Source organism: Cupriavidus sp. 30B13 (assembly GCF_049059565.2).
Taxonomy (GTDB): Bacteria; Pseudomonadota; Gammaproteobacteria; order Burkholderiales; family Burkholderiaceae; genus Cupriavidus.
In genome coordinates, this window is sequence record NZ_CP188224.1 from 3222088 (window position 1) to 3236526 (window position 14439).

The window sequence follows — 14439 nt, forward strand, 5'->3', positions numbered from 1 at the left end:
CCACCTCAGGGGACAGATCCGGTAACTCAATGGGCATCGGACACGCTCACCGGAGGCTCGAAATCAGCTTGCAGCCACACATGGCGCGATAGCCATGGCGGGCAATGGGCACGCCGTCATCCTTCGTGGCGTCGTCACCGTCGATGATCAGGTTGGGACGCACATCGGGATGCTTGGGGCACGATACCTGGTCACCCTTCCGGGCCACCGCGCGCCCCTCGTAGCGCATCGTTGCCGAGGCGCTGATGACCTTGCCGCCATGATCCGTCTCATCACCCAGGCGCACGAAATCTGCCAATGTTTTCTCCTCAGAATGGTCGAACTTGGGCCGGCGCCGTGAGGTGTTTGGCCTGGCTCAGGCGGTTGACGAGTTCATCCGAGGGCTTCGGCGGCGGCGGCGAGACGTCCTGTTCCTTTTGCCACTGGAAGGTGCCGTCCCAGGAGGGCAGTTTGGCCGGGGGCAGTGGCACGATCTGATCGATGTCGGAGACCTTTGGGTTCCGGCCTTCGTTGCTGTTAAGGAATTTCCAGATCTGCTTGTAGCGCCGCGAGCGCTCGAGGTCATTCGAGAGCGCCATATAATTGAGTTCCTCTGATGGCGGTGGTCCCTTGAAAGCATCTTCCAGAAAAGACGCCGACGTTGTGTCCCCCGCCATGACGCCCTTCTGGAACGCTGCGACGGCCTCAGCATAGAGGTGATTTCCCTTCAAGCTAACACCTAGTATGCCGGCCGCCTTGCCATGGCCCTGATTGGCCGCGCATTGGTACATTTGCATAGCAATGTCGGGGGCCTTGTCCCATGGTTCCAAGAGATCGCCCACGAAAAACTGAGCATCCGCATTACCCAGGTCGGCGGCCTTGCGGAAATAGCGCAGTGCCATCGCCTTGTCCTGCTTCAGCCCGTAACCCAGGTTCAGGTAGTAGCCGATGTCGTAGTAGCCGGACGGCACGCCAGCCTCAATCAACTGGCTGGCCAGGTCGATACTCTCCTTCTCCGGATCGGGTGATGACGCCAGGCCTTCCGACACCAGTTGCTGCAGGTTGCTGTTGGCCTTGTAGTGCCCATGCGCGGCCGCGATCCGGTAGTAACGCGCCACCTCATCGAAATCCTTGGGACCCGGGCGCTTCTGCAGGTAGCGTGCGTACTTGAACAGTTCGTCGGCCTCGGGGTCGAGCGGTGGTAGATGGTCCGCTTCTTGGACGCAGGTGAAGGCCAAGTTGGCACGAACGGCTTCCAGATCCGGAACGGTCGACATGGCTTTTCCCTTGGAGCAGGCGGTGGCTGCAAGGGCTACCAGCAATACGGCAAGTGCGATGCGCATGGGTCGGGGTCCGCTGCTGCGTCGTGTCATACCCGATCCCTGTAGGCCACCAGTTCCCACGTCACCGCGACGGCTCGTTGGCGCTTCCCCAACAGGTCGTCCACCCACGCGAAGACCCGCGGATCGGGGCCCGTCAGCGGAGGCAGGATATCCCCCTTCGCGAAGCGCTGCCTGGCACCGGCGATCTTGCCAACGGCTTCGGGCACGCACCACACGCCGTCTTGTGGGCAGCGCTCGCCCGAGCTCGCTTTGGTGCCCAGCGGCAATAGCGTTACATCGGCCGGCGAAGGACTTGCCTGAGCGGACTTTGCCGAGACCGTCAACGGCAGGCCAGTGGCCGGATCGAGATGCTTGGATTGGCTCAGGCGGTTGACGAGTTCATCCGAGGGCTTCGGCGGCGCCGCCCAGGCGTCCTGTTCCTTTTGCCACTGGAAGGTGCCGTCCCAGGGGGGCAGTTTGGCCGGGGGCAGTGGCACGATCTGATCGATGTCGGGCACCTTGGGGTTGCGGCCGTCGTTCCTGTCGATGAACTTGCCGACTAGCTCATAACGCCTGGAACGCTCCGGGTCGTTGGGAAGCGCAAGGTAATAAAGTCCATTCGATGGTGGCGGCCCCTTGAAGCCATTCTCGAGAAAGGACGCTGACATTGTGTCGCCCGATTTCACCCCTTGCTGAAACGTCGTCAGTGCATCTGAGTATTTCTTGTCTGTCTTCAGATCGATACCTAACGTACCTGCCGCCTCGCCGTGCCCCTGGTCTGCTGCACATTGGCGCATCTGCCGGGCAATCTCAGGGGCCTTGTCCGACGGAGCAAGCAGATTGCCTACATGAAACTGAGCATCCGCATTACCCAGGTCGGCGGCCTTGCGGAAATAGCGCAGTGCCACCTCCTTGTCCTGCCTCAGGCCATAGCCCAGATTCAGGTAGTAGCCGATGTCGTAGTAGCCGGACGGCACGCCAGCGTCAATCAACTGGCTGGCCAGGTCGATACTCTCCTTCTCCGGATCGGGTGATGACGCCAGGCCTTCCGACACCAGTTGCTGCAGGTTGCTGTTGGCCTTGTAGTGCCCATGCGCGGCCGCGATCCGGTAGTAGCGTGCCACCTCATCGAAATCCTTGGGGCCCGGGCGTCTATGCAGATAGCGCGCGTACTTGAACAGTTCGTCGGCCTGGGGGTCGAGCGGTGGTAGATGGTCCGCTTCTTGGACGCAGATGAAGGCCAGATTGGCGCGGACGGCTTCCAGATCCGGAACGGTTGGCATGGCTTTCTCTTTGGAGCAGGCGGTGGCTGCAAGGGCTACCAGTAATATGGCAAGTGCGATGCGCATGGGTCGAGGTCCGCTGCCGCGTCGTGTCATATCCGATCGCTGTAGGCCACCAGTTCCCACGTCACCGCGACGGCTCGTTGGCGCACCCCCAGCAGGTCATCCATCCATGCGAAGACCCTCGGATCGGGGCCCGTCAGCGGAGGCAAGATATCCCCCTTCGCGAAGCGCTGCCTGACACCGGCGATCTTGCCAACGGCTTCGGGCACGCACCACACGCCGTCTTGTGGGCAGCGCTCGCCCGAGTTCGCTTTGGTGCCCAGCGGCAATAGCGTTACATCGGCCGGCGAAGGACTTGCCTGAGCGGACTTAGCCGAGACCGTCAACGGCAGGCCAGTGGCCGGATCGAGATGCTTGGATTGGCTCAGGCGGTTGACGAGTTCATCCGAGGGCTTCGGCGGCGCCGCCGAGGTGTCCTGTTCCTTTTGCCACTGGAAGGTGCCGTCCCAGGGGGGCAGTTTGGCCGGGGGCAGTGGCACGATCTGATCGATGTCGGGCACCTTGGGGTTGCGGCCGTCGTTCCTGTCGATGAACTTGCCGATTAGCTCATAACGCCTGGAACGCTCCGGGTCGTTGGGAAGCGCAAGGTAATAAAGTCCATTCGATGGTGGCGGCCCCTTGAAGCCATTCTCGAGAAAAGATGCTGACATCGAGTTACCCGCCGTCACCCCCTTCTGGAATGCCGCCACCGCTTCGGGAAAAGCCTTCTCAACGCTCAAATAAGAACCCAAACTGCCAGCCGCCTTGCCGTGCCCCTGGTCGGTCGCGCATCGCCACATCTTCTTGCCAATATCAGGGGCCTTGTCCGACGGGGTAAGCAGGTCCCCAACGTAGAACTGCGCATCCGCATTGCCCAGGTCGGCGGCCTTGCGGAAATAGCGCAGTGCCATCGCCTTGTCCTGCCTCAGGCCATAGCCCAGATTCAGGTAGTAGCCGATGTCGTAGTAGCCGGACGGCACGCCAGCGTCAATCAACTGGCTGGCCAGGTCGATACTCTCCTTCTCCGGATCGGGTGATGACGCCAGGCCTTCCGACACCAGTTGCTGCAGGTTGCTGTTGGCCTTGTAGTGCCCATGCGCGGCCGCGATCCGGTAGTAGCGTGCCACCTCATCGAAATCCTTGGGGCCCGGGCGTCTATGCAGATAGCGCGCGTACTTGAACAGTTCGTCGGCCTGGGGGTCGAGCGGTGGTAGATGGTCCGCTTCTTGGGCGCAGATGAAGGCCAGATTGGCGCGGACGGCTTCCAGATCCGGAACGGTTGGCATGGCTTTCTCTTTGGAGCAGGCGGTGGCTGCAAGGGCTACCAGTAATATGGCAAGTGCGATGCGCATGGGTCGAGGTCCGCTGCCGCGTCGTGTCATATCCGATCGCTGTAGGCCACCAGTTCCCACGTCACCGCGACGGCTCGTTGGCGCACCCCCAGCAGGTCATCCATCCATGCGAAGACCCTCGGATCGGGGCCCGTCAGCGGAGGCAAGATATCCCCCTTCGCGAAGCGCTGCCTGACACCGGCGATCTTGCCGACGGCTTCGGGCACGCACCACACGCCGTCTTGTGGGCAGCGCTCGCCCGAGTTCGCTTTGGTGCCCAGCGGCAATAGCGTTACATCGGCCGGCGAAGGACTTGCCTGAGCGGACTTAGCCGAGACCGTCAACGGCAGGCCAGTGGCCGGATCGAGATGCTTGGATTGGCTCAGGCGGTTGACGAGTTCATCCGAGGGCTTCGGCGGCGCCGCCGAGGTGTCCTGTTCCTTTTGCCACTGGAAGGTGCCGTCCCAGGGGGGCAGTTTGGCCGGGGGCAGTGGCACGATCTGATCGATGTCGGGCACCTTGGGGTTGCGGCCATCATTTCCGTCAATAAATTTGCCGATCAGCCCATATCGCCGTGAGCGCTCGGGATCATTTGGCAACGCGAGGTAATTCAATCCATCCGATGGTAGTGGTCCTTTGAAACCCTCTTCCAAAGCGAGGGCAGAGAGTGTATTGCCAGCCGCAACTCCCTTCTGGATCACCAGAATCGCCTCGGAATAGAGCCCATCGGTCTTTAGATCAATACCCAAGATATGGGCCGCCTTTCCATGTCCTTGATCCGCCGCACATTGGCGCATCTGCCTGGCAATCTCAGGGGCCTTGTCCAACGGAGCAAGCAGATTGCCTACATGAAACTGAGCATCCGCATTACCCAGGTCGGCGGCCTTGCGGAAATAGCGCAGTGCCATCTCCTTGTCCTGCCTCAGGCCATAGCCCAGATTCAGGTAGTAGCCGATGTCGTAGTAGCCGGACGGCACGCCAGCGTCAATCAACTGGCTGGCCAGGTCGATACTCTCCTTCTCCGGATCGGGTGATGACGCCAGGCCCTCTGACACCAGTTGCTGCAGGTTACTGTTCGCTTTGTAGTGCCCATGCGCGGCCGCGATCCGGTAGTAACGCGCTACCTCATCGAAGTCCTTGGGACCCGGGCGTTTCTGCAGATAGCGTGCGTACTTGAACAGTTCGTCGGCCTCGGGGTGGAACGGCGGTAGATGATCCACCTCGTGGATACAGGAGAAAACCAGATTGGCGCGGATGGCAGCCAAGTCGGGAACGGTTGGCATGGAATTTTCCTTGGAGCAAGCGGCAAAAGTAAGGGCTGCCAGCAAAACGGCTAGTGCGGTGCGCATCGCTCAGTCCTTGTTGGTCCGTTTCGGATCGTCACGACGGAACTGGATCAACGAGGCCTCTGGGGCCAACCCCTTTCCCTGATTGACTGCATTCTGGTCGATGATACGTTCCCACTGCCTGAATGCTTCCGCCGGGTCATCCTGCATTCCCTTTCCCTTCGTATGGATCTTCCACAGTCGCTGCCGCAACGGTTGCGTCACCGCCGCGTTCTCATGGCAGATATTCAGTTCGCTGTCCGCCTCCATGCTGCGCGTGTTGATATTGGCCGAACCCAGCGTGGTAAACACATCGTCAACGATCATCAGTTTGGAATGGATATACACATCCTGCCACTTGCCCGGCGGCGAATCGGGCGCTACCAGTGTGCAGACGTGCACCTTCAGGCCGGGAATCTCCGTTGGCACGATGACCTTGGGCGGTTCCTTCATCTGTGCCTTCAGTTCCGCTTGTCTGCGCCGGGCTTGTTCGAGCCGCTGCTTTGCCTCGGTCAGCTTTTGCCGGACGGCCTCCGAGTCGACGTACTCCTGGATCGCGTAGGCACCGCGGATGGCTGCATTGGCCTGCTCTTGCTGCCGGGCCGCTTCCTTGTATTGCCTCTCCAGATCGGCTTGCCGGACCTGCTCCCGCTCCAGTTTCGCCACGCCCGGGATGGTGTCGGCACGCCCAAGCGCTTCAAGCATCCGGTATGTGTTGACCGTACCGTCTCCCATGCCTTCGTCGCTGGAATTCGTCACCACGAACAGGTGAAGCGGGCCATGCTCACCGGGATCGCGCCCCCAGCGGAGTTGCGCCTTGGCTGCCGCCTTGATCTTGTCGGCCAATGGCGGAAACCGGAAATACTGGTTCTCGATATAGACAAACTTCGTCGTGTTGTTCACCGCTTGCAGATACATCGCCTCGATGTCCTGCTTGCCTTTCTGCGACTGCGTCCGCAGGACCTGAGCTATCGCCTTCTCGCCCAGCGCTGGCAGAATCTTCAGGTTCGCCGCAGTCTTCTTGCGCGCCTTGCCGAGACCCGCATCGGTTTCCTGGTCCCAGGCTTCGCAAAAGTTGTGGTTCAGGTATTGCAGAATGGGGCCCGTCACCCGGCTCGAGATGTCCTGCCGAGGTGTGGCACCGTTGCGCCCGAGGTCGCCTCGCATCCGGGTCGCGCCATGGGTGTCGGCATCCCAGTACGCGTCCAGCATGTTGTGGCCCATCACGTACCCCACCGCTTTGCCCGAGACTTCATAGTCGACCAGTACCATTTTCTGGTGATGCGTCGGTGCGGCAAGGCCCATGGATAATCCTCCGGTAGCCTTGTTGCCGGCGTCGCGCTGCTTGTCCGTACCAAAGAGGCTGGTCCGGAAGGTAATCTCAAGCCGGTCCAGCAACGGAAAGTCCCGCGTCATGAACTCGACATTCTCAAAGGCCGCCAGCTTCCAGACCGACGGGATGTGCGCCGCGATGACCCATGGGTCCATGATCACGTTGCGGAACGTCAGCTTTCTCGGATCCTTCTGGGAGACACACCAATACCAGTAGCGATTGAATTCCTCCGGCTCCTTGCGAGCATCCGGCCTTGTCTTGATGTGAGCCGTTGGCCGATTTGGCATGTTGGGCTCGGGGCCGAAGATGTTGTTGATTTCTGGCATGCCGAGCACCGCCCCGCCCCAGCAGAGCACGCGCACTTTCACACCGCGCTTGCCTGCGTCTTCAAGCAACTCGCCAATACATTTGGTTCCCTGGCCGTCGGTGCCTCGCCTGAAAAACATCGACGGCTGGAAACCCCAGCAGATGATGTCGACGCTTTGCTGGGCCCCCTGAATCGCGTTGTAGACATCGCGAAAAGCTTCTTCGCCATTCACCAGCGGCGTGAAGGTGCACTTTGCGGGAGCGTATTCCGCGTGCTGCACGAACCACGGCAAGGTAATCGTGGCACTTCGCGTACACGAGAGGGCGATGGGTACGGTAATCGATGGTTGGGTCATGCGTCCGATCCCAGATCAAGAAATTCCCGATAGACCCGTCGGTGCGCGGCTCGATCGACTGCGGCACCGCCATCGACCGGTGCCACCTCGTGAAAAAGGAAACCCAGGTTCGCCAGTTCGCCATTGGCTGCGTCGCCGCGATATTCTTCCGCGACCGGCAGGTTGTACGATGCTCCGTTCGCCAGTTCGAGTTGATAGGCTTGGGTAGTCACCTGATGATCGACTGGAATCTGGCCCTTGCCGTCTGTCACGCCTTGCTTGATCAAGGCCCCGTCCGCAAAGAGCTTGTACGGCATCCCGGCTGGCAGGACATTCCTGGCTGCTGGCGAAGCCGCCGCATTCAGCATCAGGAACTGCTTGGGCAGACTGCTTTCGAGCCGGGATGTCATGCGCATCGAGGCCGGCCCCGGCTTGTCCCAGAACGCGCATTTCTCCAGGATGTCGCCGGGCGTGCCATTCTCGATGCCTTCGGGCCTGATCCGGATGTAGGAACCGCCCGCGCCAATCCAGACCTCCTTTTCTGCCGACAGAATCAGCTTGCCATCGACGCTGATAATCTTGAGGTCCTTAAGTGCCGTCAGGTCCATCTCATCGCTCTGCGCCTGGATTTCGACCTTGCCTTTAGCGGCGAACAGCTTCATGCCAAGTTTCTGTACAAACAGCGATAGACCGTTGCCGGCAGCGACTGCCAGTTGCCGGAGCACACTGATGTCGGCATTGCCGCCGGCCGTCGCGATCAGATGATTGTTGGCACTCAGTTGCAGGTCTGCGCCCGATACAAGCGCCATGCCGGCCGGCGCGCTGGCGAGCAAGCCCGCCGCCTTCAATTGCTGCAGGGTGTCATGCAGTAGTGCCTTCTGGCGTTCGCAATCGGCCACCAGCGCCTGAGCAGCCTTCGCCGCTTCAGCCAACGCTTCGCTTTGCAGTTGGGCTTGTTCGAGTAGCCGCTGGGCGTCCTGCATGTCCAACTGTTGCCCATTCGCTCCCGGCTGGTCGTCTGCGGAAAGGAACAGTCCCTTGCCGCCCCGGATCGCTCCCCAGCCCGAGGTGCGCAACTCAAAGCCCTCCCCCCGCTTTTTCTTCTGATGGTCAACGAGATACCCCAGGTTGAGCTGGGTCTTGCCATATTCGGTGGCGAGCTTGATCCCCTCCTGACCCTCCCAGTCTTCAAACCGCAGCTTGTTGTTGCTCTGCGTGCGGATCACGTTGCGCGACAGCCAGCGGTCCTGGCTGGTAATCAGGTCCGCATGCTGGCTGTTGTGCTGCGCGCTGGCGATGTACGGCTTGTTCGGGTTGCCGTCGCGGAACGCCACGTCCACATAGGTGCCGTCGATGAGCGGGAAGTGAAAGCCCGTCTGCCGCGCTCCGGCGAACGGCTTGGCCAGGCGCAGCGGCACGCTTTCCCCGCCGTTGGGCCACGTGTCGAAGTCGAAATCGAAGCGGACGACGTAATGGCCGTCCTGGGTCAGGTAGGCGTACTTGTACTGGCCCGGCGAGGTGATGCGGGCGCTGAGCGTGCCGGCCATGCGCGGCCAGTTGGCTTCGTCCATCGGCAGCCGGAAGCGCCGGTCCGAGGGAATGGCCTGGTAGGTGTTGCGGTAGGCGGCATCGCGCGCGCCGGTGTGGATGACCTCGGTGATCACCTGGCCGTCAGGCGCATCTGGCAGCGCGTAGTCCATGCGCAGGATGCGCGCCGGACATAGCGCCAGCACATTGCTCTCGCCCGCGTAGACCAGTTGTCCGGCCAACTCCGCTTCGTGGCGCAATTGCGCCTCCCACTTGCCGTCCCCGAAGTCCAGGTGATGCGTGCCATAGACATAGGACTGGCCGTAGGTGGTCTTCTCGCCGCGCGCGACGTTGGCCTCGCCGGTGGGGCGCTCCCATGCCTTGTCGGGGTTGAAGTCCGCGACCCGGAACGATTCGGGGATGTTCCTGGCGCAGGTCTTGAGCGAGAACACCGTTTCCTGGCCCGATTCCAGCCCCGCCGTCTCGCGATAGGGCACCCGCAGTTCAGGCTGGTAGAGATAGTGGTCGATGTCGTCGCCGAACACGATCATCTCGCCGAATTCGCCATGGGTGAAATAGCAGTACAAGCCCTCCTGCTCCATCAGCAGCCGGATATAGTCCCAATCCGACATCTGGTACTGCATGCGGAAGGCGTGCGCCGGGTATTTGCGGCGCGTCTTGAAGACGAACTGGTGACCCTTGAGGTCGTGGCGGCGCAGGATGGCCTCGATGATCTGCGGTGCGGTCTGCTGCTGGTAGATGCGGCTGGCCCGCATGAGCCGCAGCCGCGCGACCAGCGGCTCGACCACGATTTCGTAGCCGCGGAAATCCCGGGTCTGGCGGGTCTTGGAGAAGCGCGTGACGCAGCCGGCAAACTTGCGCGGCTCGCTGCCGTCGGCGGGATCGATCACGAAGGTTGCGTCTTTGCCGAGATAGCCGGCCCGGTCAAGCTCGAGCGGGTGCGTCAGCTGGATGGTGACGGCATAAGGCTCGCCCATCCGCTCCACCGCTTCGAAGGACACCACCGACAGCGCGGCAGCGCTGGCCGTGCCGGGCACCTCGAGAAAGTATGCCTGCCGCCTGGTCAGTCCCTTGAGCAGAGCGTCACCGTAAGTCCTCAGTTCCTTACCAAGATCCGCCATTGCTTGCGCTCCGTTGTCAGCGTGATCGAACCTTTTTGCACAGGCCATGCATCGCCCGACACACAGCGCCTTGCGGCGCACGATAAACGCTTTTTCTTATGGAGAGAACCCTTTTTCTCCGCATTCACATTGATTCACGATCTTCGACAAAAAATCAATCCAATTCAGATTCCTCTGATTTTATTTCGCTGAATTACGTGATATCAATTAAAAACAAGCGCCGCATCCATTGTTGTTTAATCAGCATTAAAAACCGTTAAAGTCAGAATTAGAAAGGATTAAAAAATGGCTGAGAGTTTCCAGAACGAAGTGCCCAAGGCACGTGTCAATATCAAGCTGGACCTGCATACCGGCGGCGCGCAGAAGAAGGTGGAACTGCCGCTCAAGCTACTGGTGATGGGCGACTACAGCAACGGTCAGGACGCGCGAGCGCTGGCCGAACGCGAGAAGGTCTCGGTCAACAAGAACAACTTCAACTCGGTCCTCGCCGACTTCAACCCGAAGGCCAGGATCGCGGTCGACAACACCCTTGCCAGCGATGGCTCGGAGCTGCCGGTCGATCTCGATTTCAAGTCGATGGACGATTTCAAGCCGGAAGTGGTGGCCGGCAAGGTGCCCGAACTGCGCGCCCTGATGGCGGCACGCAATCTGCTGCGCGACCTGAAATCGAACCTGCTCGACAACGCGATGTTTCGCCGCGAACTCGAGAAAATTCTCAAGGACCCGGCCCTGTCCGAGCGCCTGCGTGCCGATCTGCAGAACATCGGCCACGCTGCCCCGGCCTCCCCGTCCGCCCAGTAACAGCCTTCCTTGAGGAACAGCCCCATGGCCAAGCATGAAACCGCCGCCCACGCCCATAGCGAAACCGACACCGTCGTCCTGGATGCGCCCGGCAAGAGCGTCTACGAATCCCTGTGCGAGAAAATCAACCTGACGCCGGTCAAGACCACGCGCCCTGTGGAATCGTTCCAGAGCGCCGATGCGCTCTCGGAATCGTCGCTGGATGAGCGCGTCGCCCAGGCGATGAACGTCTTCCTGAAGATGATCCAGGACTCGTCGCAGCAGGTGGATCGCCTTGACAAGAGCCTGCTCGATTTCCATATCGAGCACCTGGATCAGCAGATCAGCCGCCAGTTGGACGCGATCATGCACAACGAAACGTTCCAGCAGATCGAATCGGCTTGGCGCGGCCTCAAGTTCCTGGTCGATCGCACGGACTTCCGCAAGAACGTCAAGATCGAAGTGCTGGATGTTTCGAAGGATGCGCTGCGCCAGGACTTCGAGGATACGCCCGAGGTCATCCAGAGCGGCCTGTACCTGCACACCTACATCCAGGAATACGACACGCCGGGCGGCGAGCCGATCGGCTCGATCATCTCGAACTACGCGTTCGACCGCAGCCCCCAGGACATCGCCCTGTTGCGCAATATCTCCAAGGTCTAGGCCGCGGCGCACATGCCGTTCATCGGCTCCGTCTCGCCGGCGTTCTTCGGCAAGGAATCGATGGAAGAGGTAGCCAGCATCCGCGACATCGGCAACTACTTCGATCGCGCCGAATACCTGAAGTGGAAGAGCTTCCGCGAGTCCGACGACGCGCGCTATATCGGCCTGACTCTGCCGAATTTCCTGGCTCGCCTGCCCTATGGTCCGGAAACCGTGCCGGTACGTGCCTTCAACTACACGGAAGCCGTCAAAGGCCCGGACCATACCCGCTACCTTTGGGCCAATGCCTCGTTCGCCTTTGCCGCGAACATGGTGCAGAGCTTCATCAAGAACGGCTGGTGCGTGCAGATCCGCGGCCCGCAGGCGGGCGGCCTGGTCGAAGACCTGCCGATTCACCTCTACGATCTGGGCACTGGCAACCAGGCCAAGATCCCGACCGAAGTACTGATCCCTGAAACCCGCGAGTTCGAGTTCGCCAACCTGGGCTTCATCCCGCTGTCGTACTACAAGAACCACGACTTCGCGTGCTTCTTCTCCGCCCATTCAGCCCAGAAGCCGGCGCTCTACGACACCAAGGAGGCGACCGCCAACAGCCGCGTCAATGCGCGCCTGCCGTACATCTTCCTGCTGTCGCGGATCGCCCACTATCTGAAGCTCATTCAGCGCGAGAACATCGGTACCACCAAGGACCGCCGCCTGCTGGAGCTGGAGCTCAATACCTGGGTCAAGACACTCGTGACCGAGATGACCGATCCGGGCGACGAGTTGCAGGCTTCGCACCCGCTGCGAGAAGCCAAGGTGATGGTCGAGGACATCGAGGACAACCCGGGCTTCTTCCGCGTCAAGCTCTTCATCGTGCCGCACTTCCAGATCGAAGGGATGGACATCAATTTGTCGCTGGTGTCGCAGATGCCCAAGGCGAAGAACTGAGCGACCGCAGCCAGTTCCGACGGCGATCTCGATATATCGCTGAGTGACTTGAGTCCCGCCGCACGCTGGCGCATGGCCACCGTGCGGCATCACCCATGCGGAGAGTCCTTCCGCATACCAGCCGAGCACGATGAAGATAACAAGACCGCTGTGGGCGCAGGGGATTTTCATGACCCCGCAGCATTTCCAGCAACAGGCACTGTGGGACCGCTATGCCGACGAGTACGTCGCACGCCTTGTCTGCCCCGATCCTTGGGGCGTCGTGCGCGTCGGGCTCGACCAGCAGGCCCTGTCGATCCATCGGCTGGCGGTGAGCGCCCTGGCCCTGCGGCTGCCGGATGGCACCGTCATCGATACCGATCTCGCAGACCTGACGCCCTCGGCACGCGATCTTGGCGATGTGCCGGCCACCGTCGACGCGGTGGTCGTGCTGGTCGGCCTGGCCCTTGTCGACGCGCAAGGCGGTAATTGCGTGGAAGCCGGCGACCGCCCCGCGCGCCCGCGCCGCTTCATCCGGGAATACCGGGAAGTCGCCGACCTGCACGGGGAAGGCAAGGAAGAGATCAGCGTCGAGCGGCATGCGCTCGCGCTCCTCTTTGACTTCGAGGCAATCGGCGACTACGTCACCTGCCCGATTGCGCGGCTGGTGCGCACCCCTCAAGGGCGCTTCGAACTCGATCCGGCCTTTGTGCCGCCCTGCCTATTCCTGTCGGCCAGCGACCGGCTCACCGAGCGAATGGGCCGGCTATCGGAAATCCTGAGCGCCAAGAGCGCGAGTCTGGCCGTGCGGCGGCGCGAACGCTCCGACCAGATCGCCGACTACGCGGTTGCCGATGTGGCCCTTCTGGCTGCTGCACAGCGTGAACAGCACCTGGCCGGATCTGGCGCGCCTGCATGCGGCCCCGCAGCAGCATCCCGAACGGCTTTACGGCATCCTGGCCCGGCTGGCCGGGGCACTACTGACCTTCTCCACCACCGAGACCCTCCAGGCCATCCCGGCTTATGACCATCTCGCCCCCGAACCGGTATTCGCGGAACTGGAGTCGCAGATCCGCGCCCTGCTTGACACGGTGATCCCATCGCGCGTGGTGCCGGTGGTGCTCGAACGTGCCCGGCCCACGGTCTGGGTGGGCAAGATCCTTGACGAACGGCTGGTCGAAGGGGCCGAGTACTACCTGTCCGTGCAGGCTGGACTGCCGGCCCACGCGCTGCTTGAACAACTGCCGCGCCTATGCAAGGCCGGGGCACCGGACGAGGTGGAACAGATCGTCAACTCCGCGCTGCCCGGCATTCCGCTGCGCACGATGTCGCGCCTGCCCGCCGCCATTCCGGTGCGCGTCGAGAACCAGTACTTTGCGCTCGACAGCGCCCACCCGGCGTTCAAGCGCATGCTGGACGCACGGGCCTGCCAATTCTACGTGCCGGCTTCGTTGCCGGACGTGTCGCTCGAACTCTTCGCGGTATTGCCGGCATGAGTCCCTCCACCATGCGTACCCCCGCCATGATGCTCCCGCTCGCACTGCGCGACACAGCGCTGACCGTCACGGAACTCGCCGGCTCCGCCAGACCGACCATTGGCTTCGAGACGTTCCGGGCAAAGTGCGTCGAACAAGTAGCCCGCCTGCGCGAGGAATTCGCGGCGAGCGGCCAGCCGGTCGACGTGATAGAAGACGCCGCCTATGCCCAGTGCGCCCTGCTGGACGAGGTAGCGCTGGGTCGGCTGCAGGGCGCCGACCGCGACGCCTGGGAGCGTGAGCCAATGCAGGTAGCGCAGTTCCAGAGCCACAATGCCGGGGAGATGCTGATTGCCCGCATCAAGCGGCGCCTGGCCGATCCGCAGCCGGTGCTGCCGCTGCTCGCCGTGTTCCACGCCGTCCTCGGGCTGGGCTTTCGGGGCCGATATGCCCTGGAGGGCGCCAGCGCCCGCACCGCCCTCATGCGCGCCATCGATGAGCGCCTGGATCGCGCCGGCTGGCGAAACGCTTCCGGCCCGGTGCTGGTGACCGTCGGCAAGACGCCTCGATGGCGCCAACTGTCCCCGCTTGCCTGGGTGGTCACCGCCTGCGTTGGCGCGGGTCTGGTCTATATTGCGCTCGATCGGTGGCTCGCCGCGGCGATCACCCGGCTCGCGAGCTGAAAGG

Annotated in this window: 8 protein-coding genes and 3 pseudogenes; 4 read left to right on the forward strand and 7 right to left on the reverse strand. The window is 61.9% G+C overall.

Annotated elements, in window-relative coordinates:
- Positions 1-46 precede the first annotated feature (46 nt).
- The 7 genes and pseudogenes from ACKI2N_RS33455 to ACKI2N_RS33485 all read right to left on the reverse strand — a co-directional run bounded on the left by ACKI2N_RS33455 (position 47) and on the right by ACKI2N_RS33485 (position 9925).
- The gene (locus tag ACKI2N_RS33455; RefSeq protein WP_420997242.1) at positions 47-298 is read right to left on the reverse strand and encodes a PAAR domain-containing protein; all 252 of its coding nucleotides are present in this window, start codon (positions 296-298) and stop codon (positions 47-49) included.
- Positions 299-338: 40 nt separating this feature from the next.
- Positions 339-1322 (reverse strand): annotated as a pseudogene (locus ACKI2N_RS33460) (SEL1-like repeat protein); the annotation flags it as partial.
- 26 nt (positions 1323-1348) lie between these two features.
- Positions 1349-2650, reverse strand: a complete 1302-nt coding sequence (locus ACKI2N_RS33465; RefSeq protein ID WP_420997241.1) for a sel1 repeat family protein — start codon at positions 2648-2650, stop codon at positions 1349-1351.
- A gap of 26 nt (positions 2651-2676) precedes the next feature.
- Positions 2677-3978, reverse strand: coding sequence for a sel1 repeat family protein (locus tag ACKI2N_RS33470; protein WP_420997240.1), 1302 nt, complete (start codon positions 3976-3978; stop codon positions 2677-2679).
- A 26-nt stretch (positions 3979-4004) separates the two neighbouring features.
- Positions 4005-5306: a sel1 repeat family protein gene (locus tag ACKI2N_RS33475; protein WP_420997239.1), complete on the reverse strand. Its 1302-nt coding sequence runs from the start codon at positions 5304-5306 to the stop codon at positions 4005-4007.
- Between the two features lie 3 nt (positions 5307-5309).
- Positions 5310-7277: a phospholipase D-like domain-containing protein gene (locus ACKI2N_RS33480; RefSeq protein ID WP_420997238.1), complete on the reverse strand. Its 1968-nt coding sequence runs from the start codon at positions 7275-7277 to the stop codon at positions 5310-5312.
- Entirely contained in the window at positions 7274-9925 is a 2652-nt protein-coding gene (locus ACKI2N_RS33485) for a type VI secretion system Vgr family protein (RefSeq protein ID WP_420997237.1), read from the reverse strand. Before ACKI2N_RS33485 ends, ACKI2N_RS33480 begins: the two co-directional genes overlap by 4 nt.
- Positions 9926-10210: 285 nt before the next feature.
- Between ACKI2N_RS33485 and tssB the strand changes: the two genes are divergently transcribed.
- The 4 genes and pseudogenes from tssB to ACKI2N_RS33505 all read left to right on the forward strand — a co-directional run bounded on the left by tssB (position 10211) and on the right by ACKI2N_RS33505 (position 14435).
- Positions 10211-10726: a type VI secretion system contractile sheath small subunit gene (gene tssB, locus ACKI2N_RS33490; RefSeq protein WP_420997236.1), complete on the forward strand. Its 516-nt coding sequence runs from the start codon at positions 10211-10213 to the stop codon at positions 10724-10726.
- A 24-nt stretch (positions 10727-10750) separates the two neighbouring features.
- Positions 10751-12298 (forward strand): annotated as a pseudogene (gene tssC / locus ACKI2N_RS33495) (type VI secretion system contractile sheath large subunit).
- A gap of 130 nt (positions 12299-12428) precedes the next feature.
- A pseudogene (gene tssK / locus ACKI2N_RS33500) lies at positions 12429-13773 on the forward strand (type VI secretion system baseplate subunit TssK).
- 11 nt (positions 13774-13784) lie between these two features.
- Complete coding sequence (locus ACKI2N_RS33505; RefSeq protein WP_420997325.1) at positions 13785-14435, forward strand: DotU family type IV/VI secretion system protein; 651 nt, start codon at positions 13785-13787, stop codon at positions 14433-14435.
- Positions 14436-14439: the final 4 nt, after the last annotated feature.